Annotated in this window: 26 protein-coding genes and 1 pseudogene; 23 read left to right on the forward strand and 4 right to left on the reverse strand. The window is 50.2% G+C overall.

From position 1 onward, the window contains the following. Positions 1-20: 20 nt before the first annotated feature. The gene (locus PG862_RS08165) at positions 21-308 is read left to right on the forward strand and encodes a putative quinol monooxygenase (protein ID WP_182427973.1); all 288 of its coding nucleotides are present in this window, start codon (positions 21-23) and stop codon (positions 306-308) included. 118 nt (positions 309-426) lie between these two features. Beyond that, a complete protein-coding gene (locus PG862_RS08170) occupies positions 427-972 on the forward strand; it encodes a flavodoxin family protein (RefSeq protein ID WP_118652971.1) in 546 nt (181 codons plus the stop codon). A 141-nt stretch (positions 973-1,113) separates the two neighbouring features. Here PG862_RS08170 and PG862_RS08175 read toward each other — a convergent pair whose 3' ends face one another. Beyond that, positions 1,114-1,446 (reverse strand): winged helix-turn-helix transcriptional regulator, encoded by a 333-nt coding sequence (locus tag PG862_RS08175; protein WP_118471826.1) that lies wholly within the window; start codon positions 1,444-1,446, stop codon positions 1,114-1,116. Between the two features lie 407 nt (positions 1,447-1,853). On the opposite strand from PG862_RS08175, the gene PG862_RS08180 reads away from it, so the two are divergent. The 9 genes and pseudogenes from PG862_RS08180 to PG862_RS08220 all read left to right on the forward strand — a co-directional run bounded on the left by PG862_RS08180 (position 1,854) and on the right by PG862_RS08220 (position 9,771). Further along, positions 1,854-3,227, forward strand: a complete 1,374-nt coding sequence (locus PG862_RS08180; protein ID WP_270707074.1) for a ParB/RepB/Spo0J family partition protein — start codon at positions 1,854-1,856, stop codon at positions 3,225-3,227. A gap of 291 nt (positions 3,228-3,518) precedes the next feature. Continuing rightward, positions 3,519-3,860, forward strand: coding sequence for a DUF7768 domain-containing protein (locus tag PG862_RS08185; protein ID WP_270707076.1), 342 nt, complete (start codon positions 3,519-3,521; stop codon positions 3,858-3,860). 1 nt (position 3,861) lies between these two features. Further along, the gene (locus tag PG862_RS08190) at positions 3,862-4,932 is read left to right on the forward strand and encodes a DNA cytosine methyltransferase (RefSeq protein WP_270707077.1); all 1,071 of its coding nucleotides are present in this window, start codon (positions 3,862-3,864) and stop codon (positions 4,930-4,932) included. A 2-nt stretch (positions 4,933-4,934) separates the two neighbouring features. Beyond that, a complete protein-coding gene (locus PG862_RS08195; RefSeq protein ID WP_270707078.1) occupies positions 4,935-5,648 on the forward strand; it encodes an antirestriction protein ArdA in 714 nt (237 codons plus the stop codon). 138 nt (positions 5,649-5,786) lie between these two features. Beyond that, positions 5,787-6,164 (forward strand): PcfB family protein, encoded by a 378-nt coding sequence (locus PG862_RS08200; RefSeq protein ID WP_333563201.1) that lies wholly within the window; start codon positions 5,787-5,789, stop codon positions 6,162-6,164. Continuing rightward, positions 6,151-7,104 (forward strand): annotated as a pseudogene (locus tag PG862_RS08205) (type IV secretory system conjugative DNA transfer family protein); the annotation flags it as partial. The gene PG862_RS08200 and the pseudogene PG862_RS08205, both read left to right, overlap by 14 nt. A 90-nt stretch (positions 7,105-7,194) precedes the next feature. Then, complete coding sequence (locus PG862_RS08210; protein WP_118316726.1) at positions 7,195-9,075, forward strand: recombinase family protein; 1,881 nt, start codon at positions 7,195-7,197, stop codon at positions 9,073-9,075. Positions 9,076-9,101: 26 nt separating this feature from the next. Beyond that, complete coding sequence (locus PG862_RS08215; RefSeq protein WP_097784692.1) at positions 9,102-9,455, forward strand: TnpV protein; 354 nt, start codon at positions 9,102-9,104, stop codon at positions 9,453-9,455. A gap of 16 nt (positions 9,456-9,471) precedes the next feature. Beyond that, positions 9,472-9,771, forward strand: coding sequence for a hypothetical protein (locus tag PG862_RS08220; protein ID WP_021650276.1), 300 nt, complete (start codon positions 9,472-9,474; stop codon positions 9,769-9,771). A gap of 27 nt (positions 9,772-9,798) precedes the next feature. On the opposite strand, the gene PG862_RS08225 is transcribed toward PG862_RS08220, so the two are convergent. Next, positions 9,799-10,167, reverse strand: coding sequence for a helix-turn-helix transcriptional regulator (locus tag PG862_RS08225; RefSeq protein ID WP_005933665.1), 369 nt, complete (start codon positions 10,165-10,167; stop codon positions 9,799-9,801). Between the two features lie 144 nt (positions 10,168-10,311). Between PG862_RS08225 and PG862_RS08230 the strand changes: the two genes are divergently transcribed. The 12 genes from PG862_RS08230 to mobQ all read left to right on the forward strand — a co-directional run bounded on the left by PG862_RS08230 (position 10,312) and on the right by mobQ (position 19,087). Continuing rightward, positions 10,312-10,500 (forward strand): helix-turn-helix domain-containing protein, encoded by a 189-nt coding sequence (locus PG862_RS08230; protein ID WP_024738628.1) that lies wholly within the window; start codon positions 10,312-10,314, stop codon positions 10,498-10,500. After that, entirely contained in the window at positions 10,493-11,185 is a 693-nt protein-coding gene (locus PG862_RS08235) for a response regulator transcription factor (protein ID WP_270707079.1), read from the forward strand. The genes PG862_RS08230 and PG862_RS08235 overlap by 8 nt, the downstream gene beginning before the upstream one ends. A 5-nt stretch (positions 11,186-11,190) precedes the next feature. After that, positions 11,191-12,108 (forward strand): sensor histidine kinase, encoded by a 918-nt coding sequence (locus PG862_RS08240; RefSeq protein ID WP_117499045.1) that lies wholly within the window; start codon positions 11,191-11,193, stop codon positions 12,106-12,108. 134 nt (positions 12,109-12,242) lie between these two features. Continuing rightward, on the forward strand, positions 12,243-13,169 hold the full coding sequence (locus PG862_RS08245) for an ABC transporter ATP-binding protein (RefSeq protein ID WP_117499043.1): 927 nt from the start codon (positions 12,243-12,245) through the stop codon (positions 13,167-13,169). After that, entirely contained in the window at positions 13,162-13,956 is a 795-nt protein-coding gene (locus tag PG862_RS08250) for an ABC transporter permease (RefSeq protein WP_118316722.1), read from the forward strand. Before PG862_RS08245 ends, PG862_RS08250 begins: the two co-directional genes overlap by 8 nt. 12 nt (positions 13,957-13,968) lie before the next feature. After that, positions 13,969-14,784 carry an ABC transporter permease gene (locus tag PG862_RS08255; RefSeq protein ID WP_117492179.1) on the forward strand — a complete coding sequence of 272 codons (816 nt, stop codon included), beginning with the start codon at positions 13,969-13,971 and terminating at the stop codon, positions 14,782-14,784. Positions 14,785-14,789: 5 nt separating this feature from the next. Then, the gene (locus PG862_RS08260) at positions 14,790-15,251 is read left to right on the forward strand and encodes a hypothetical protein (RefSeq protein ID WP_270707081.1); all 462 of its coding nucleotides are present in this window, start codon (positions 14,790-14,792) and stop codon (positions 15,249-15,251) included. A gap of 442 nt (positions 15,252-15,693) precedes the next feature. Then, complete coding sequence (locus PG862_RS08265) at positions 15,694-16,107, forward strand: RNA polymerase sigma factor (protein WP_118316720.1); 414 nt, start codon at positions 15,694-15,696, stop codon at positions 16,105-16,107. Between the two features lie 103 nt (positions 16,108-16,210). Continuing rightward, on the forward strand, positions 16,211-16,663 hold the full coding sequence (locus tag PG862_RS08270) for an RNA polymerase subunit sigma-24 (RefSeq protein ID WP_112091015.1): 453 nt from the start codon (positions 16,211-16,213) through the stop codon (positions 16,661-16,663). Between the two features lie 10 nt (positions 16,664-16,673). Then, positions 16,674-17,135 carry an RNA polymerase sigma factor gene (locus tag PG862_RS08275; RefSeq protein ID WP_117499040.1) on the forward strand — a complete coding sequence of 154 codons (462 nt, stop codon included), beginning with the start codon at positions 16,674-16,676 and terminating at the stop codon, positions 17,133-17,135. Positions 17,136-17,163: 28 nt separating this feature from the next. Then, positions 17,164-17,454: a DUF3847 domain-containing protein gene (locus PG862_RS08280; RefSeq protein WP_117499038.1), complete on the forward strand. Its 291-nt coding sequence runs from the start codon at positions 17,164-17,166 to the stop codon at positions 17,452-17,454. Positions 17,455-17,641: 187 nt separating this feature from the next. Then, positions 17,642-19,087, forward strand: coding sequence for a MobQ family relaxase (mobQ, locus tag PG862_RS08285; protein ID WP_270707083.1), 1,446 nt, complete (start codon positions 17,642-17,644; stop codon positions 19,085-19,087). Positions 19,088-19,194: 107 nt separating this feature from the next. Here the strand turns inward: mobQ and PG862_RS08290 are convergent, their stop codons facing one another. Then, positions 19,195-19,485 (reverse strand): type II toxin-antitoxin system YafQ family toxin, encoded by a 291-nt coding sequence (locus tag PG862_RS08290; protein ID WP_002596328.1) that lies wholly within the window; start codon positions 19,483-19,485, stop codon positions 19,195-19,197. Next, on the reverse strand, positions 19,482-19,760 hold the full coding sequence (locus tag PG862_RS08295) for a type II toxin-antitoxin system RelB/DinJ family antitoxin (protein ID WP_005924829.1): 279 nt from the start codon (positions 19,758-19,760) through the stop codon (positions 19,482-19,484). Before PG862_RS08295 ends, PG862_RS08290 begins: the two co-directional genes overlap by 4 nt. Between the last annotated feature and the right edge of the window lie 5 nt (positions 19,761-19,765).

The following is a 19,765-nucleotide window of genomic DNA, read 5'->3' on the forward strand; positions in this document are numbered from 1 at the left end:
AATAAATGGGGGATGGAAAGATGACAAACTTTGTTGCAGTACTGACGATTAAAAGCGGGAAAAGAAGTGAATACGCAGCGGAACTCAGACGCTTGCAGCTGATTGAAAACTTCCGCAAGCAAAAGGGTAATATTTATTATCAGATTGGTGAATCGATCACGGACTCTGATAAAATGGTAGTATCCGATGCCTGGGAAAAGGAGGCTGATTTTAAAGCGCATTGCAGCTCTGAACTGGTTCAGAATGAGTGGAATGAGCTTTATAAAAAATATGTAGAAGCAGAAGTATCAGATGTCTATGAAAAATAAAGGCCGGTAAATGGTAAAGCTGAAGGACATTTAGGATAGAATTACCTAAATGTCTTTTGGCTGCTCCGGAAATAGGGGGCAGAGTATTGATATATATTCAAGCATGGAGGAAGAGTTTGTGAATAAGAAAATTGTAATTTTAAATGGAAGCCCGAGGGAAAAGGGAAATACAGCTGCATTAGTAAATGCATTTTCAAAAGGCGCCGAGGAGGCCGGAAATACCGTCCGGATTTTCCGGCTTGGAAAGATGGAGATCCATGGCTGTAAAGGATGTTTTGGAGGAAAAAATGAGGAAGAATATCCCTGCGTCCAAAAAGATGATATGCAGCAGATTTATCAGCCGGTGAAAGAGGCAGATGTCGTTGTTATGGCATCACCGCTATATTATTGGAATATGAGTGGGCAGCTCCGGACGGCAGTGGATCGTTTGTTTGCACTTGAAGAAGGAAATAAAAATTACCTTCGCGGCAATAAGTCATCTGCACTTCTGATGGCAGCGGAAGGAAATGGGTTTGAGGATGCGGTGGTATATTACGATCACCTGATGGAACATTTAAGATGGAAAAATCTGGGCCATGTCCTGGCGGGCGGCAATATGATGCCGGGAGACGTTGACGGGAAAAAAGAAGTGGAACAGGCATATGAATTAGGAAAAAGCATTTAATTTATGTCTATTGCTGCCCATTTTCGGAAAATAAACGGTTCAAAGGCATATTTGAATGGAAGAGCGGAGTGAAGTGAAGAGCACAAACGCCGGCCATCACTTTTTAGAAGAAAAGCCAGGATGGCGTTTGTGGGTATGAAATTATAGCCGATGCTTGTCACCCCAGTCACACATTCCGTCTAAAATGGGAATCAGGGACTTTCCGCGCTCGGTTAAGCTGTATTCTACTTTTGGAGGAATTTGTGGGTATTCTTCGCGATGAATTAATTGATCCATTTCAAGTTCTTTTAGGGTAGAACTAAGTGTTTTGTAAGAAATTCCACCGATATACTTTTTCATTTCATTGAAACGGACGACACCAAATTCCATCAGGGTATAGAGGATGGTCATTTTGTATTTTCCGTTGATTAATGACAGTGTGTAGCTAAATCCAGTGGTTTCCAATTGTTCTTTTGATATGCAGCGGGCCCCCATTTTACACTCTCCTTTTGGTTAGTATTGCACTTTTATGTGCGTACTTGTTCTTTTGATTATTATTGATATAATTATAATATAGTTATTAAGTAAAGTCAATTTGAACCGAAAAGAATGTGCGGATGGATGTCCTCTTACATGAACAGCTTGGACACCGCGAAAGAAAATAAACATATAAGGCAAATTGCTTTACATAAAATTAAAATGTATTCATTAAGGAGGAAAACATCGCTTGACAAGGGCACACAGAGAAAAACAACTGAAAATGAGCTGCCAAGCCTTACACAATGCACCGCCTAACAGGACATAGGCGGTGTTTTTGTATGCAGACAGCGTTTTCTCTGTGTGCTGATATGGGCCAGCCGTGCGGCGTGGCCTAAATTCTTGTCAAGGAGGTTATTCGTGTCATGGCAGAAGAAAACAAGCATCCCCCTACCACGGAGGAACAGACCCCGCCTGAAATGCCGGGAAAAGCCCCGGAAAAGGAGCAGGCCGAGATCCCTGATGTGGGCGCCGGCCCCGCTCCGTCCGCAAAGGTGATCGACCTTTCCGCTGTGCGTTCCACGCCGGAAAAGGATGCTCCGACGGACATCCCCAAGGAGCCGGAAGCCCAGCCTGTTTCCGTCACCGAGTACAGCAAGCAGGAATGGAAAAAGCCCATGCCGGAGCCGGAGAAAACCAAGCCCAAACGGGGCCGCCCCGCAAAATCCGAAAAAGCTGCGCCTACCGAGCCGGGGGCCAAGAAAGAGACACAGGCGGAAAAGCCCCGCCGTGGCCGCCCGTCCAAGGCGGAAAAAGTGGCCCCGGAGCAGACCAAGCCGCCCAAGGCTGGCAAAACCCATGCAGCCCCCGAGGAAAAGGGAGCACCTCCGGCCCCGGAAGTGCCGCCTACACCCCGCGACGCTACCCGCGCCGAAAAAGAGGAAATCGTCTATCTTGACCTTTCCGACCTGCACCCTTTCAAGGATCATCCTTTCGGTGTCCGTGACGATGCGGAAATGAAATCTCTGGTGGAGAGTGTCCGCAACGGCGGCGTCAACCAGCCCGCGCTGGTACGTCCCCGTGAGGGCGGCGGCTATGAGATCATCGCGGGCCACCGCCGCCAGATGGCCAGCCAGCTTGCCGGGTATCGCAATATGCCCTGTATCGTCCGCAATATGACGGATGACGAGGCCATTCTCGCTATGACGGATGACAACCTCCGTCAGCGCGAAACGATTTTGCCCAGCGAAAAGGCTATGTCCCTGAAAATGCAGTATGAGGCCATCAAGCATCAGGGGGCGCGCGGCGACAGCGCCGAGGCCGGAAAGCTCTCACTTGAAAGCGTGGGCCAACGCAACGGCATGAGCGTGAAAACCGTGCAGCGGTATATCTGGCTCAATGATCTTGTGCCGGAATTGAAGCAGACGATGGATGACGGAAAGCTGTCTTTCACCCCGGCTGTGGAAATTTCCCGTGTGCGCCCCAAGCACCAGAAGTATATCGCCGTGTCCATTGAGGGCCAGCAGGCTTCGCCCTCCAAGGGTCAGGCAAAGCGGCTCCGCGAGCTGGACAAGGAAAACAAGCTCTCCCCGGATGTGATCGACGGTATTTTGTGTGAAGAAAAGAAAAAGGAGGATCGTGACGTGATCATTACTGGCGCTGAACTGGAAAAGTTTTTTGGCAAGGAGGCCACGCCCCGGCAGATGAAAGACCAGATCATGACGCTGCTGGAGGACTGGAAAGAGCGGCAGCCGCCCGAGCTTGCCAAGCCCGATAAGAAAATGGATATGGAAAAGTAACGACCTCTGGCCACCATGACCAGAGGCTTTTTGCTGCCCCGATAGGATACGGCCCTTGCGGTTATATCCCCCGTCGCCGCCCGTAATCGAGCACAGGCGGGAGTGGGCTGTCAAGGGGGCTTCGCCCCGCCGTGTGCGGCGGACTTGCCCTTGACCGCCTGCCCCGGCGGTGCTTTTTCTCTGGCAAGCGGCGGGGGTATATCCTCCAGAGCCGCCCCCTTTTCCAAGATTGGAAAAGGGCGGGGGAAAAAGGTTGACCCACTACATTATATAAAAACGGAGGTTTTCAAAATGAAACGACCCCTTGCGTATATCACCGCCGCGTGGAGCGGCGATCCCTGCGAGGCGACGGAGCAGGCCGCCAAGTATTGCCGCGCTGTCTATGAGGCGGGCTTTTCGCCCATCTGCCCCACGCTCTATCAGCCGCTTTTCCTGAACGACGCCGTTCCCGAGGAGCATAAGAGCGGCATCGACATGGGCCGTGACCTGCTCCGCCGCTCTCATGTGCTGGTGGTGTGCGGCAGTATCTCCACGGAAAGCATGAAAAACGATGTGGCCGTGGCCCAGCGGCTGGGGATCACGGCAACCACGCTGGACGGCATCCTGACCGTAAAGCGTCAGGGCCACCGCTGATATGAGCGAGATCCGGCTGGGGAGCCTGTTTGACGGGATCGGCGTGTTCCCGCTGGCGGCAGTGCGCTGCGGTATCGTGCCCGCATGGGCCAGCGAGATCGAAAAAGCGCCTATCTCCATCACGAAACGCCACTTTCCCGGTATGGCGCATTTAGGAGATGTGACAAAGCTAAACGGCGGCGACATTCCGCCCGTCCACATCATCACCTTTGGTTCACCCTGCCAGAACCTCTCACAGATCGGCAACAGGGCCGGTCTTGCCGGGGAAAAATCCAGTCTGTTCTTTCATGCGATCCGTATTATCCGTGAAATGAGGGAGGCGACAAATGGTATATTTCCAGCAATCGCTGTTTGGGAGAACGTCATGGGAGCGTTTTTTTCAAATGACCGGATGGACTTTAGAGCCGTGCTCTCATCGTTCACAGCCGCCGACATTTCAATGCCTGCTTCTGGAAGATGGACAGGAGCCGGAATGGTGCGAGGGCATACGCCCGATCTCTCATGGCGGCTCATGGACGCCCAGCATTGGGCAAGCCCCCGATTGGCACGACGGCAGCGCGTCTTTGTTGTGGCAGACTTTGGAGGACAATGTTCCCACGAAATACTTTTTAAGCCCCGCACAGTGCAGTCAATTTCTGCGTCTGGCGGAGATTGCTGGCTGTCCGCCGCCTGCGGAGATCGAGGCTCTTTTATTGAAGCAGGGCGGCGTGTACCGATCACCCGCCCCTTTCAATGCTACCGTATGCGGGCATCGGCAAAGGAGCGGACAACTGAGGCGTTCCGAAACAGCTTCGGACTGCCAACTGACCCTTTTCCCACTCTGTTAGCCAGCACGGTCAGCCCCTTTGCCTTTTGGTATGAGGACGATCCTGCCGGGGGCTGTGTCCGCTTTCCCACAGAAAGAGAATGTGAACGTCTCATGGGGCTGCCGGAGGGCTGGACAAAGTACGGCGCAGACGGTGTGGAAATCCTGCCCGCCCACCGTTACCGGGCGCTGGGAAATGCTATCGCGCTGCCCTGCGCCGAGTACATTATGCGCGGCATATACGATGTTCTGACAAGGAGGTGCTGAAAATGTCATCCCTGTTTGAAGCCTACATTACCAACCTCGGCAAATATAACGAGGGGCGGCTTGTGGGCGAAACGCTGAAATTCCCAGCTACCACGGAGGAGGTGCAGTCTCTTTTGAAACGCATCGGCGTGGATGGGGTGCGGTATGAAGAAATCTTCATTACCTCGTTCGACGGTGATGTGCTGGGCCTATACGACCATTTGGGCGAGTATGAAAGTATTGACGAGTTGAACCATCTGGCCCATGTGCTGTCTGACCTCGACCAGAGCGATATTGAAAAGTTTGAAGCCGTCATTGACAGCGGCGAATACACAGGCAGCGTCCATGACCTGATCAACCTCGCGCAAAATCTGGACTGCTATGATTTTTACCCCGGTATCGACAGCGAGGAGGCGCTGGGCCGGGTCTACATCGAGGAAATGGAAATGCTGGATGTGCCGGATAATGTGCTGCCCTACTTCGACTTTGAAGCCTACGGGCGGGACGTGCGGATCAATGAGGGCGGTCACTTTGCCCCCGGCGGCTATGTGTTCAATAACGGCGGCGGCTTTGTGGAGCGGTATCACGGGATGGAAGATATTCCCCCGGAGCACCGCATCTTTGCCTATCCCAAGCTGAATATCCGGGAGCAGATGGCGGCGTATCAGGAGGTCATAGACCGTTCGGCGCTGAACGAGGAAAAGCAGCGGCTCCCCGCCAGCCGCGAGGACAGATAGGCCGCTTCTGGTCACGGTGGCCAGAGGGCAAAGGAGGTGTAAGCTATCGTCGGAGATGAAGTGTCCCGGCAAACCATCGCTGTCAGCGTCAAGGCGTCCAAGCTGACCGCCCGTGCGCTGGCCTATGTGGTGGCAGCCGTGGGCCGGAAGATCGCCAAGGAGCACCGCAAGGCGCAGACACCCCACGGCAAACAGAGTGTGCGAAAGCTCATGGGCCACGGTGGGGACACCAACGCCATTGAAGTGGACACGCCTAAGCTGTTTGACAAGGTGGCCCGGAAATGGGGCGTGGACTATGCCATCCGCCGTGTGGGGGATGAAAAATATCTGCTTCTGTTCAAGGCACGGCAGGCCGACGCCATCACAGGCTGCTTTGCCGAGTATTCCCGTTTGGAGCTGAAACGGGCCAAGTCCCGGCAGACACCGATCCGGGAGCAACTCCGGCAGGCGGAGGAACAGGTGAAAAAGCAGCCCCAGCGGGAGCTGACAAAGGAGGCGGCGCATGGTGACAGATAAAATCAGGAAGTATGTTCTTCCGAATATCCCGTACCTGTTCATCGGCTGGTTTTGCCTGAAAATCGGCACGGCGTACCGTCTGGCCGCTGGTGCGGGCTTCGGGGAAAAGCTGCTGGGGCTGGGCCAGACCATCGGCGCGGCCTTTGCCAGCTTCGCCCCCGGCCTTGCCCCGCTGGATTGGTTTGTCGGCATTGTGGGCGCAGTCGGTTTCCGGCTGCTGATCTACTGCAAGGCGAGAAAAGCAAGGAAATTTCGCCGCGATGCCGAGTACGGCACAGCCCGCTGGGGAAACGAAAAGGACATCAAGCCGTTCATTGATTCCAAGTTTGAAAACAATATGCTGCTGACCGCCACGGAACGGCTCACCATGAATACCCGTCCCCAAAATCCCGCCAACGCCCGCAACCTCAATTTCTGTGGCATCGGCTCGTCCGGCTCGGGCAAGACCCGCTTTTGGCTCACGCCGCAGCTCCTGCAAGCTCATTCTTCCTATGTGGTGGTAGACCCCAAGGGCGGTGTGCTGGGGCAGGTCGGCTCGTTTTTGCAAAAACGGGGCTACAAAATTAAGGTGTTCAACAGCATAGACTTTTCCAAGTCCATGCACTACAACCCTTTGTCATATATCCGCAATGAGGCCGACATCCTGAAATTCGTGAACGCCCTGATCACCAACACCAAGGGCGAGGGCAAGGAGGGCGATCCGTTCTGGACGAAAGCGGAAACGCTTTTGTACTGCGCCCTGATTGCCTATATCATTTTTGAGGGGCCTGCCGAGGATCGGAATATGAATACGCTGGTGGATATGATCTCCGGCATGGAGGTCAAGGAGGATGACGAAAACTATAAAAACGCCGTGGATTATATGTTTGACGGCCTTGCCAAACGCAAACCGGATTGCTTCGCCGTGAAGCAATACCGCAAATTCAAGCTAAGCAGCGGTGATATATGCTCTAAGTGACTTCTTAATCATGATTTTGTCATGGTTAGTGAAGCAATCACTTAGAGCATTTTTGTTTCAGGAGGTACAGCCATGAGAAATGAAAAAATTACCCCACTGTACGAGCGCCTGAGCCGGGACGATGAGTTACAGGGCGAGAGCAACTCCATATCCAACCAAAAACAGATGTTAGAGGATTTTGCCCGCCGGAATGGGCTGCCCAACCCTACGCACTTTACCGATGATGGTATCTCAGGCACCCGTTTTGACCGCCCCGGATTTTTGGCGATGATGGAGGAAGTGGAGGCAGGGCGTGTAGAGGCAATCGTCATCAAGGACATGAGCCGGTTAGGACGCGACTATCTGAAGGTCGGTCAAGTTATGGAGGTTTTGCGGCAGCGAGGTGTTCGTCTGATTGCCATCAACGACGGTGTGGACAGTCTGAAAGGCGATGACGATTTTACCCCGTTCCGCAACATCATGAATGAATTTTACGCCCGTGATACCAGCCGGAAAATCCGATCTGTGTTTAAGTCAAAAGGCATGAGTGGCAAGCACCTGACCGGCACTGTGATTTACGGCTACTTATGGGACGAAAAACGGGAGCATTGGCTGGTAGATGAGGAAGCTGCCGAAGTGGTACGCCGTATCTTTTCCCTCACGCTGGAGGGATATGGGCCTTACCAGATCGCCTGCAAATTATCCACAGACCGGATTGAAATTCCTGTCGTACACCTTGCCCGCTTCAACGAGGGTGTGAACCGTTCAAAGCCGGTCAAAGACCCCTATGGGTGGGGATCATCTACCATCGTGAACATTTTGAAAAAACGAGAGTATTTAGGGCATACCATCAATTTCAAGACCCGCAAGCACTTTAAGGACAAGAAAAGCCACTATGTTTCTGAGGACAAATGGACGATCTTTGAGAATACCCATGAAGCCATTATCGACCAGCAGACCTTTGATTTGGCGCAGAAAATCCGCAGCAATGTACGGCGTTATCCAAACGGCTGGGGCGAAGCGGCTCCCCTCACAGGTTTGCTCTATTGTGCCGATTGTGGCGGCAAGATGTATGTCCACCGCACCAACAATGGCAAGCGGATTTCTCAATATACCTGTTCCAATTATACCAAAGTTCCGTGTGGGACACTATGCCCTACACAACACCGTATCAATGAGAGTGCTGTCCTGACATTGGTTTCCGACACGCTCAGGGCTATCGCTGAATATTCGAGAAATGACCGGACGGAATTTATTCACACCGTTCAGGAAACGCAGGTTGCTCAACAGAGTGCCGATATATCGAAAAAGCGCAGGCGTCTGGCTGCTGCTCAAAAGAGAGCCGGAGAACTGGAAAAACTGATTTGCAAAATCTATGAGGACAACGCCCTCGGCAAGCTGCCGGATGCACGATATAAGGCGCTTGATACACAGTATGCCAAAGAGCAGGATGCACTTGAGATTGAAATTGCAGAGCTGGAAAAGGCTGTTACCGGCTACGAGCAAAGCCAGAAATCCGCAGAGAAATTTATAGCCCTGATTGATAAATACGAGAATTTTGACACGCTGACAAACACCATGTTCAACGAGTTTGTAGAGAAAATCCTTGTCCACGAACGCGCCCGAAAAGGCAGTCAGGACACCACGCAGGAAATTGAAATCTACTTCAATTTTTTAGGACGCTATATCCCACCATCCTTACAGCCGGTTCCTTTAACCCCGGAGGAACAGGAAGAATTGCGAAAAAAAGAAGAACGCAAGGACAGGCTCCATCAGAACTATTTGAAACGAAAAGCCAGCGGCGCACAGAAACGGTATGAGGACAAAATCAAGGCGCAGAAAAAAGCGGAAATGGACGCTAAGAAAGCCCTGATCCGGGCTGAGGATATGAAAAAAGGTGTTTTTTCTACTATCGGTCAGCTGCCGAAAGAAGAACCGCGCAAAGGCAGCATAGCAGCCAGCGCAGCAGTCTAATCATCACGAAGCAAAGGAGAATGAAAATGAGTAAGTTGACTTACATTCGTTGTGGAGATTATGATATACCCAACCTAAAACTTTCTGAACAGCCGGAAACTTCTATCGGCAAGTACGGCAGGATGAGAAAATCCTACCTAAAGAAACATCGCCCCATTCTCTACAACCAACTGCTGATGAGCGAGAAGCTGTATCCACACCTGTTAGAGATTGACCGGACAGCGCAGGAGCGCGTGGACACCATGTTGCCTCACATGATGGAGACTGCGGGTGTCACGGAAGAACTGAAAGCCTGTGACCCTATGCGTTGGGTGGGGCTGATGAACACATTAACGGCACAGATTGAGGAAATTTTAATCAGGGAACTGATTTGCAGCTGAATGGGAGGTGCGGGAAATGCTGACCTTTGAAAAGATTTTGAAAGTGTTTCAGGCATATCTGGATGATGATCCACTGTATGAGGTGGTTCAGACCAGCCACGGTTATACATTGATGGCATGGGAACCCCACCGGAATGACTGGTACAGCGCTGAAATACAGAAAACCCCGGAGGATTTACGGAACGCTTTGTTGGGTACATACGCCAACTTTCTGGAAGATAAGATTACTGGAAATGACCGTGACCTGACTGTGACAGAAACCGGAGAAATCCAGCAGAGGTGCCGGGAACTTTTGGAAAAGTGCAGGGAAACATGATACAGAAACGCCAGAAGGAGGCCGCGATTATGCGTCCTCCTTCTGCTTCGCAGTCTGTTCCATTTTGAGCGCCCCGTCTATGGCACCTTCGATAATCGGCAGGTATTCTTCAGGGCAAAGCTTCAGCTTGTGGCTGACCCGTTGCCGCTGTTCGCTTTCTTCTCGCATAATCTCCGGGTTAAAATACCGTTCCACGGGAAGTCCGCAGACCTTAATCAACTGGATCATCACAGGCAGGCTCGGAATCGCACCTTGATTCTCAATGTTGGCAAGATACCGCCATTCAATCCCAACCATTTCTGCCAATGTTTTTCGTGCCAGACGCTTTGCCTCTCGTGCAGCTTTGACATCTGCGCCGAAGGTTTCAAAACCGGGACAATCTTCAACTTTCGCCATATAACATCACCCAGTTACATTGTATAATTCATACTTCGCCCGTGGAATGTTGCTATATGCAGGTTGGTTGAAGTTTATAATTCACATTTCGTTCCTTGCATTGTTCGAGAAAGAGAACTATAATGTACTCTGTGGAGGTGCGAAATGGACTATATGACATTGAAAGAGGCCGCCGAAAAGTGGGGCGTGACACCTCGTAGGGTAAATTATTATTGCGCCGGAGGGCGCATTCCCGGCGCTGTAAAGATGGCTGGTGTTTGGCTGATCCCAAAGAACGCAGAAAAGCCGATTGACGGAAGGACAAAACAAGGGAAGGGGTTGCACCATGAATAAAATCCTGATTATAGATGATGACAGAGAACTGTGCGCTTTGATTAAACGTAGCGTACAAGCAGAAAACATAGAAGCTGATTTTTGTAATACCGGAAAAGAGGGCTTACAAAAATTAAGAGAGCAGGAGTATCAGCTTGTGGTGCTGGATGTGATGATGCCTGGTATGGATGGCTTTGAAACGCTGGAAGAAATCCGCAAAGAGAACAGTCTGCCGATTTTGATGTTCACATCTAAAAATGACAGCATTTCTAAAGTACGGGGCTTACGAGCCGGGGCGGACGATTATCTGACAAAACCATTCGATATGGATGAACTGATTGCCCGTATTGCGTCTCTTATTCGCCGCTACACTCGCTTTAATCAGCAAGCTGGAGCCATACAAAAGCTAAATTTTGACGGATTGCAGATTGATCTTGAAAATCGTTCTGTTACTACATCAAACGGCACTTTTGAACTGCCCCCAAAGGAATTTGATTTGCTCCTGTACTGTGCAAAACATCAAGGGAAAATTTTGACCAAACAGCAGATTTATGAGGAAGTATGGGACGAAGAATATTTCTATGATGACAGTAACATTATGGCGATTATCAGCCGACTTCGTAAAAAATTAGAAGTCAATCCTTCAAGCCCAAAGTATATACAAACGGTCAAAGGGATTGGCTACCGGTTTAATAAGGAGGTGTAGTCAGCATGGAAATTATCGTATTCTTGTCCATTGTGATTGCTGTTGTGGCTGTATTGACTTCCATCGTTCTCGTTCGGCGTGTAAAAAAACAAATAGCAGAAATGACCGATGTGCTGGTTGATGTGAAAAACGGAAATGGCAACCGGCGTATTCTATCTGCAACAAATGAACTGACAGCACCTCTTGCCTATGAAATCAACGAGATCGTTGTGGCCTATGAAAGCAGACTTTCAACTGTACGGCAGACAGAAGAAACCAACCGCCAGCTTATGACGAGCCTTTCCCATGATGTGCGAACGCCCCTTACTACTCTGATTGGGTATCTTGACGCTGCACACAAAGGACTGGTCACAGGAAAAGACCGGGATGATTATATTGAAACCGCCCGCCGGAAAGCCCATGATCTGAAAGAATATATTGATGTGCTCTTTGACTGGTTCAAGTTAAATTCCAACGAGTTTGCTTTAGAAATCCAGAGCGTTGAGGCCGCAGAGCTGACAAGAAATATCCTGATTGACTGGATACCGATTTTTGAGGATAAACAGGTTGATTATGACATTGATATTCCCGAACAGCCTGTCCAGGTAAGATTGGATATGGACAGCTATATGAGGATCGTCAACAATCTCATTCAAAATGTAATTGCTCACAGCCATGCAGACAAAATCAAAATTGTCCTGTCAAAGAAGGAAAATAACATGGAGCTGCTGCTGGCGGATAATGGAGTGGGAATTGAGAAGGAAGATTTGAAACACATATTTGAACGGCTTTATAAGTGTGATAAAGGACGCTCCGAAAAAGGCAGCGGACTTGGTCTTTCTATTGTCCATCAGCTTGTAGAAAAGATGGGTGGGAGTATAACAGTTGAAAGTTTGCCGGGAAAAGGAACTGAATTTATGTTGCTTTTTCCTTTGGAGAGTTAAGCGGGTTCCCGTCTTTATGGCGGGAGCCTTTGTCATTTTACTGGATTTCAAATTGCAAGGTTAATGCAAGGTTGCGGCAAGGTTAATGCAAGGTTGGCGTGATAGAATACCTTACAGAACAGGAGGTTTTGAATATGGATTCAAATTATATTATTGAAACAAAAAATCTAACGAAGCAATACGGCTCACAAAAGAGTGTGGCTGACTTAAATATTCATGTGAAGCGTGGGAGAATTTACGGTCTGCTGGGCAGAAACGGAGCCGGAAAAACCACTACCATGAAAATGCTGTTGGGCTTAACGAAGCCGACTTCCGGGGAGGTCAAAATCTGGGGAAAGTCTTTGCAAGGGAATGAAAAGAAGCTGTTGCCCCGTATCGGAAGCCTGATTGAGTCCCCCGGTTTTTATCCCAATCTGACCGGTACGGAGAACCTGCGTATCTTTGCTACCCTGCGTGGAGTACCAAACAGTCATGCCATCAAAGACGCTCTGGATTTAGTCGGGCTACCTTACAAGGATAAAAAGCTGTTTTCGCAATACTCTCTTGGCATGAAGCAGCGGTTGGCGATTGCCCTTGCAGTCATGCACGATCCGGAGCTTTTGATTTTGGATGAGCCGATCAACGGTCTCGATCCCATCGGTATTGCAGAAGTGCGATCCTTTATCCGTGAGCTTTGCGACACAAGAGGAAAAACCATTTTAATCTCCAGTCACATTCTTTCGGAGATTTCCTTGCTGGCTGACGATATTGGAATTATTGACCACGGCGCGTTGCTGGAAGAAGAAAGCCTTGCTGAGCTGGAGCAAAAAAGCAGTAAACATATCCGGTTTACGCTCTCTGATACTGCACAGGCGGCAAGAATTTTGGAACGCAATTTCCATGAAACCCATTTTTCCATACAAGACGACCACAATCTGCGTCTACACAATATGGAGCTACCCGTGGGGAAAATTGTAACTGCTTTTGTAGAAAACGGATTGGAGGTATCAGAAGCACATACCTGTGAAGAAAGTCTTGAAGATTACTTCAAGCGTGTGACAGGAGGCGAAGGAATTGCTTAAACTAATCAAATGCGAATTTTTGAAATTGAAACGGAAGCCATTGGTATTTATTTCCCTACTGCTTTCTGTTTTCATGCCATTGGCTTATGCTTTCTTTCTGGCAGATGTAAACACTGATGTGGATGCTGTAAATGGAGTGATGTCCAGCCTATTCCAGCTTAGTGCATATTTGCTTTTGATGCCGCTTCTTGTGATACTGGCTTCGAATCTGTTGTTTGAGGAACTTGATAATGACACACTGAAAAACCTTGTTACCGTACCGGTAAATAGAACCAAGCTGGTGCTGTCCAAGATGCTGGTTTTACTGTTGTTTGCCGTTGGCTTTATGGCAGTTGGAGGATTGGTAAATCTTGCGGTTTTGTTGTTTCAGGGTTGGAAACCGGTTGGGTTTTGGACCTTGTTTGGCGTTGGAATTGAAGAAGGGCTGATTATGTGGGTAGGCGCACTTCCCTGTATTCTGCTCGTTGTTCTTCTTAATAAAAACTATATCGTGTCTGTCGTGATTACCTTTTTCTATACGATTGCGAATTATATCCTTTCCATGAACGATATGTTTCTCACACAGCCTTTTGGTTTGAACATAGGAACCCTGTTTCCGGGACCGCTGGCCTTCCGCTGGACATTCCAATTTTATGACCAAAGCCAGACCAGTGCGGAGTTAGCAGATTTGTTGGAACGGGTCAGTCCGTATTTTCTGAATGGTGTTCAGGTATTCGGTGTGATTATTGTGGAAGCCATTGTATTTCTTGCGCTGATTGCATTTGTTTACCGGCGACAGGAAATCTAAGGGGGTGTGACTATGTGGAACTTATTAAAATCGGAATTACTGAAACTGCGCCGGTGCCAGATTCTTTTGGTAGGACTGGTGGCGCTTGCACTCTGTCCTTTGGTTCAGTATGGAAGTCAGTTGATTGTGGAGGCAGAGTACCGAAATCCAAATTATGATTTTTCTGCACTATTTGAAAATGTTGTTTGGGGAAACACTCAGATATTCCTTCCAATTTCACTGGTAATGATCGGAGGATGGCTTATAGACAGAGAATCCACTCATGATACACTGAAAAACATCATGACAATTCCTGTTTCTATGCCGAAAATGTTGGGAGCTAAGTTACTTTTAGTCGGTATGCTTGCAGTTCTGCTGGGAATATACAGCGTTGGCATTACCTTGATTACTGGATTGACGGTTGGATTATCGGGACTGACAGCGGAAGTGTTTTTTCATGGAGGTACGCAGATCGTGTTAGCGGCTCTGACGACCTATTTGGTCTGTATGCCGCTGATCCTGATTTTTGGGCAGATTCGAGGGGCATATCTGGGCGGTTCCATTCTGGCGTTCTTCCTTGGATACAGCATGTTGTTTTTCAAAAGTGGTATCCTTGCCAGCATCTATCCGTTCTCTGCTGCGCTGATTTTAGTGGGATTTGACATGAGTGAATATGCCGGAACAACCACATCCTCAACCCCTTTGTTGGCGGTCATTGGGATTGGCATCATGGTTCTCTGGGCGGTGCTGTTGTTACTGATGTCCAGTAACAAAAAAGAAATGAAATCCCGTAAACAGGCAAATGCCAAGGGAAAAGGAAAGCGTGCTGTACGCAGGAAAGGAAGGTGATAGCTGTGAAGAAAATAGTTTTATCATTATGCCTGATACTATTGGGTGCTTCTGTGCTTTCAGGTTGTACAAAAGACGAATTTCTCGATCAGTATAACAATATTGTTCAGTCTGCTGGTTCCATAGCGCTTACCGGAAATTCATCCTTACAAGGTACGAAAGAAAAAGGAATTGATGATTATACAGGGACTTATACGGCTGATTATGCGAACTTTTCAGGTACAGAGTATTTGTTCGGAGGAACTTCCATAAAGAGAGAAGCCGGTAAGGAGCTGTCCATTGATTGCACCTTGGAGATTACGGAAGGTACTGCAAAAGTATTTTGGATTTCTGGATCTGATGAAGCAGTCACGTTGATTGAAGCAACCGGAACTTATAGTGACACAATTATACTTCCTGATGGTGGAAATTATATTGGCATTGAATGTGAGAATTTCACCGGAAACATTGAATTAAATATTGAATAATACTCTGCCGGACGACGGCAAAAGAAAAAAGCCGTCGCAGAGCAGACATATTTTCACGCGCCTATGAAACGGCGGCTTTGATTTTCAGAGCCGCCGTTTCTTTGCGTTTGCACAAACCAATGACGACTTGCAGGGACACGGTAGCTGATTGGAGGTTATTTTGCCGTGTCCTTTTCTCTTTTTCGCAGTATCCATGATCTGCACCAGTTAAAAAAAGCCTGTTCCCAGCAGCGGAGCAATGCGGTCAGAAGTATGCACTATACCATGTAACTAAACAGCAAAATATACTCTATTACGCTCGTATGGCTTTATGCCGTCCGGGCGCTTTTTTGTCCCTATGGAGCCGAAACATCGGGTCAGCATGGCCCGAACTTTATCCCCGATGTCGCTCCCCGTCGCCCCATTCAGATTTACCAAAAAAATCTGAATGGAGGAAAGGCAGATGGAAGTTACCATCAATTATAACGGACAAGCTGTGGCTGTGGAGGTCACGCTGGAAGTCTATGAATTTCTTGACCGGGCCAATCACAAAACGGAGAACCTGTTCCATGAACAGCGGCGGCATTGGGATGGCCGGGAGTTTGACGAGTACATCATTACCACCGAGGGTGTAGGAGCCTACGGCGAAACGCCGGAAGAATACCTTTGCCGCATGGAAACGCTGCATGAGCTGATGGCTGTTCTGGACACCTGTACCGAGGCCCAGCGCCGCCGGTTCCTGCTCTATGCGCTTGACGGGCTGAGCCTTGCAGAGATCGGTGTGCTGTGCGGCTGCTCCAAAGTGGCTGTGTATCAAAGTGTGGAGGCGGTCAGAAAAAAATTTATAAATTTCTTTGAGAACAGGCTTAACGAATGACCTGTTTTCTGGCTACCAAGTGAAAGGGATCATTTCCCTTATCTCAGCGAGGGGCGGACAGCGGACGAGCTGCCCGCCTCTCCGATTTTCAGGAGGTAAGCCTATGAAAACAATCAATCTGCGGTGGATGTATCCCCACTACCGGCATGACGAGTTTGTGGATGTTACGGACGAGGTATGGGCAGCGATGTATCAGGCCAAGCGGGAGATGGAGAACTATGAGCGTCGGAAAGTCTACCACCGCGCCTACTACTCTCTGGACGCATACAGCTGGCTGGAAAATTACGCGCTGGAACACAGCAGATCGCCGGAAGATATTTTGCTGGAACGAGAAGAAATGACCACCCGCCTGCACCTGATTGCAGCTCTGCCGGTGGCTCTGGCTCATGCCACTCCGACACAGGCCCGCCGTGTTCACGCCTACTACATTGCTGGTATCAAGCAGCCGGAAATCTCCCGGAGAGAGGGCGTCCACAGCAGCAAGGTCAGCGTTGCCATCCGTCGGGGGCTACGGAATATGCGCCGCTGCTATGATGACCTTTTTCAAACAGAGTGAGGGCATGCCTATGCAGACCATCAATCTCAAACAATATTATCCATTTTGCAAAGAGGACATTTGTGTGGAGGTGTCCGATGAGATCGTCGAAGCGTTTCTTCTGGACAAGAGAGCCGAGGCCGCCAGAGATCGCAAGATGTTCCGGTATAAGGCGTTTTATTCCCTCGATTGTAACGATGGAATCGAAAATGCCGCCATCGGCTGGGCGCAGCCATCGCCGGAGGACTACCTGATAGAAAAAGAAGAATTAGCCGAATACGAAGAACTGATACGGCGATTGTATGAAGCCATTTCCTCCCTGCCGCCTATGCAGGCTCGCCGTGTTCACGCCCGCTATATGCTGGGTATGAAAGTGAAAGATATTGCCGCAATGGAGGGTATCACGCCAGCACAGGCGGGAAAATCCATCCATGCCGCACTGCGGAGACTGCGCCGGTACTTTGCTCGACAGAAATGGACGGTCAATCTATGAGTATTTCCAAAGAAAAGAGGTGCCTGACATGAACGAAAAAATTACAGCCCACCCACAAAAAGAAGAACGGGAGAAAGTCCTGAAGGAGATTCGGCAGCTTGAAAACCGAAAGAAGATTTTGGAGAACAAGCAGCACAACGAGGAACGCAAGGCCCGCACCCGCCGCCTGATTGAGCGCGGAGCCATTTTGGAGGGGATTTTCCCGCTGGCTTCCAACCTTTCCGGCGCAGAGGTCAAAGCATTTTTGATTGCCCTGTCCCATCTTCCGGGGGCTGCGGAATTGACTGCAAACCTGTCACAATCCGGGGACACGCCATAAGTCCCTTGTTTACAAGGGCGCACTTATACACCGTTGCCGGTGTCGTGCGCCCTGCCGGGGGCTGTTGCGTACTTCGTCCGCGATGGGGCGCTACACTCCCCAAACCCCTTGTGCGCCCCGCGCAGCCAAACACCCGCTTCGCGTTTGTTCGGCTCCACGGAGCCTGAAATATCCCCGCCGAAAGGAGGTGCCACCCATAGATTTTTGCCATATTCCCGTCAGTATCATCAAGCGCAGCGAGGGCCGCTCCGCTGTTGCCGCAGCCGCCTACCGAAGCGGAACCAAGCTAACAAATGAATGGGACGGCATGACCCATGATTACACCCGGAAGGGCGGCGTTGTCCATGCGGAGATCATGCTGCCCGCCCACGCCCCGCCGGAATTTGCAGACCGTTCTATCCTCTGGAACAGCGTGGAGCAAATCGAGAAGGCAAGGGACAGCCAGCTTGCCCGTGAGATCGAGGCAGCTCTGCCCCGTGAACTGTCCGGTGAACAGCAGCTTGCCCTTGTGCGGTCCTATGTGAAGGACAACTTTGTAGACAAAGGAATGTGCGCCGACTTTGCTATCCATGACAAGGGAACCGGCAACCCTCATGTCCATATCATGCTGACGCTCCGGCCTTTGAAAGAAAATGGACAGTGGGGCGCAAAGTGCCGCAAGGCATACGACCTGGACGAGAATGGACAGCGTATCCCGGATGGGAAAGGCGGCTGGAAGAACCACCGGGAGGACACCACCGACTGGAACGACAAAGGGAATGTGGAGATTTGGAGGGCAGCGTGGGCGGCCTACATCAATCGGGCGTTGGAATCTGCCGGCAGACCGGAGCGCATTGACCATCGCAGCTATAAGCGGCAGGGCATTGATAAGATTCCCTCTGTCCATCTGGGGCCAGCCGCCAGCCAAATGGAAAAGCGCGGCATCCGCACCGACAAGGGCGAAGTAAACCGGCAGATCGCTGCCGACAACAAGCTGCTGAAAGAAATCAAAGCCCGCATTACCCGTCTTTATCGCTGGTCGAAAGACGAAGCGGAAAAACCACAAACACAGCAAAGCAGCTTGACCGCCTTGTGGGAGGCCCAGCAGCAGTTGAACGCTCCCCGCACCCGCACCGGCAAAATCCGGGCTTTGCAGGAAAGCGCTGCACTATTCAGCTTTTTGCAGGCAAACGGCATCCAGTCTATGCAGCAGCTTCATGAAAAAATCGCTGATATGAACAGTTGTTACTATGACCTGCGGGGAAAGATCGTCAAGGCTGAGCGCCGGATCGCCATTCTTACCGAACGCGGGGAGATGTGGAAACAGTACAACCAGTACAAGTCCATCCACAAACAGCTTGCCAAAGTAAAGCCGGAAAAACGGGAACAGTTTGAGCAGTGCCACAGCCGGGAACTGATCCTCTATGACGCAGCGGCCCGGTATCTAAAAGAACTGAAAGACAGCGGTGAGGCAATCACCCCGAAGGCATGGCAGCGGGAAATTGACCAGCTGGCCGCTGGAAAGCAGACGGACACGCTTGCCATGAAATCCATGCGGGAGGATTTAAAAGCAGTGGAACGGCTCCGCAAAACCGCCGAGCAGCTGTCCAGACAGGAACGGGACAAGCCTCACGACCGGGAGCCGGATCGGTAAAGGATACTGCATTTTGGCATACCCCTGTCAAGTGCGTCGCATTTCACGACATACTTTTGCACACAGAAAAACCGCCGTACAGGTTTCCCCATACGGCGGCAGACTGTTTATTTGCCGAACAAGTCGCTGTGTGTGCCGGTGCGGGCCAGCGTCAGCACCAGAACATCATCTTCTATGCGGTAGACAAGCAGCCAGTCCGGGAGAATGTGACATTCCCGATGGCCTGCCCAATCGCCGGACAGGTCATGGTCACGGTTCTTATCCGGCAGCGGTTCGCCCATCGCCAGCAACGCTACGACCTGCTCCAGCAGTTCGATCTTCAAGCCACGCTTGATGGCTCGTTTGTAGTCTTTTTTGAAACTGGTCGTGTACTTGACGGTATATTTGGTTTCTTTCATCTTTTCAGGTCAGCAAATAACTCGTCAAGGTCATTGTAGCCCTTTACAGACGGGTCTTTTGCAATCCTTTCCGCTTCCAGCATGGCAGCAACCGTTTCTTTGTTCGGCTGTTCCAGCCTTACTTCAAAGGGAATGCCGCCTTCACGAAGCGACTGGCGCACAAAGATGTTAAACGCCGTAGTCAGGTTCATGCCAAGTTCAGTAAACAATGCGTCCGCCTGCGCTTTCAAATCTGCGTCCATGCGGATACTGATGTTTGTGGTATTTCCAGCCATACGAT

It is taken from the genome of Clostridium fessum, assembly GCF_027698965.1.
Classification (GTDB): Bacteria; Bacillota; Clostridia; order Lachnospirales; family Lachnospiraceae; genus Otoolea; species Otoolea fessa.

Bases quoted from the DNA above. Each gene is read 5' to 3' on its own strand.
- PG862_RS08210 (WP_118316726.1), top strand. From the start codon at position 7,195: ATGAGAAATGAAAAAATTACCCCACTGTACGAGCGCCTGAGCCGGGAC.
- PG862_RS08290 (WP_002596328.1), bottom strand. From the start codon at position 19,485: ATGAAAGAAACCAAATATACCGTCAAGTACACGACCAGTTTCAAAAAA.
- PG862_RS08195 (WP_270707078.1), top strand. From the start codon at position 4,935: ATGTCATCCCTGTTTGAAGCCTACATTACCAACCTCGGCAAATATAAC.
- PG862_RS08230 (WP_024738628.1), top strand. From the start codon at position 10,312: ATGGACTATATGACATTGAAAGAGGCCGCCGAAAAGTGGGGCGTGACA.
- PG862_RS08175 (WP_118471826.1), bottom strand. From the start codon at position 1,446: ATGGGGGCCCGCTGCATATCAAAAGAACAATTGGAAACCACTGGATTT.
- PG862_RS08180 (WP_270707074.1), top strand. From the start codon at position 1,854: ATGGCAGAAGAAAACAAGCATCCCCCTACCACGGAGGAACAGACCCCG.
- PG862_RS08225 (WP_005933665.1), bottom strand. From the start codon at position 10,167: ATGGCGAAAGTTGAAGATTGTCCCGGTTTTGAAACCTTCGGCGCAGAT.
- PG862_RS08245 (WP_117499043.1), top strand. From the start codon at position 12,243: ATGGATTCAAATTATATTATTGAAACAAAAAATCTAACGAAGCAATAC.
- PG862_RS08265 (WP_118316720.1), top strand. From the start codon at position 15,694: ATGGAAGTTACCATCAATTATAACGGACAAGCTGTGGCTGTGGAGGTC.
- PG862_RS08215 (WP_097784692.1), top strand. From the start codon at position 9,102: ATGAGTAAGTTGACTTACATTCGTTGTGGAGATTATGATATACCCAAC.
- PG862_RS08280 (WP_117499038.1), top strand. From the start codon at position 17,164: ATGAACGAAAAAATTACAGCCCACCCACAAAAAGAAGAACGGGAGAAA.
- PG862_RS08295 (WP_005924829.1), bottom strand. From the start codon at position 19,760: ATGGCTGGAAATACCACAAACATCAGTATCCGCATGGACGCAGATTTG.
- PG862_RS08185 (WP_270707076.1), top strand. From the start codon at position 3,519: ATGAAACGACCCCTTGCGTATATCACCGCCGCGTGGAGCGGCGATCCC.
- PG862_RS08190 (WP_270707077.1), top strand. From the start codon at position 3,862: ATGAGCGAGATCCGGCTGGGGAGCCTGTTTGACGGGATCGGCGTGTTC.
- PG862_RS08275 (WP_117499040.1), top strand. From the start codon at position 16,674: ATGCAGACCATCAATCTCAAACAATATTATCCATTTTGCAAAGAGGAC.
- PG862_RS08235 (WP_270707079.1), top strand. From the start codon at position 10,493: ATGAATAAAATCCTGATTATAGATGATGACAGAGAACTGTGCGCTTTG.
- PG862_RS08240 (WP_117499045.1), top strand. From the start codon at position 11,191: ATGGAAATTATCGTATTCTTGTCCATTGTGATTGCTGTTGTGGCTGTA.
- PG862_RS08255 (WP_117492179.1), top strand. From the start codon at position 13,969: ATGTGGAACTTATTAAAATCGGAATTACTGAAACTGCGCCGGTGCCAG.
- PG862_RS08165 (WP_182427973.1), top strand. From the start codon at position 21: ATGACAAACTTTGTTGCAGTACTGACGATTAAAAGCGGGAAAAGAAGT.
- PG862_RS08220 (WP_021650276.1), top strand. From the start codon at position 9,472: ATGCTGACCTTTGAAAAGATTTTGAAAGTGTTTCAGGCATATCTGGAT.
- PG862_RS08270 (WP_112091015.1), top strand. From the start codon at position 16,211: ATGAAAACAATCAATCTGCGGTGGATGTATCCCCACTACCGGCATGAC.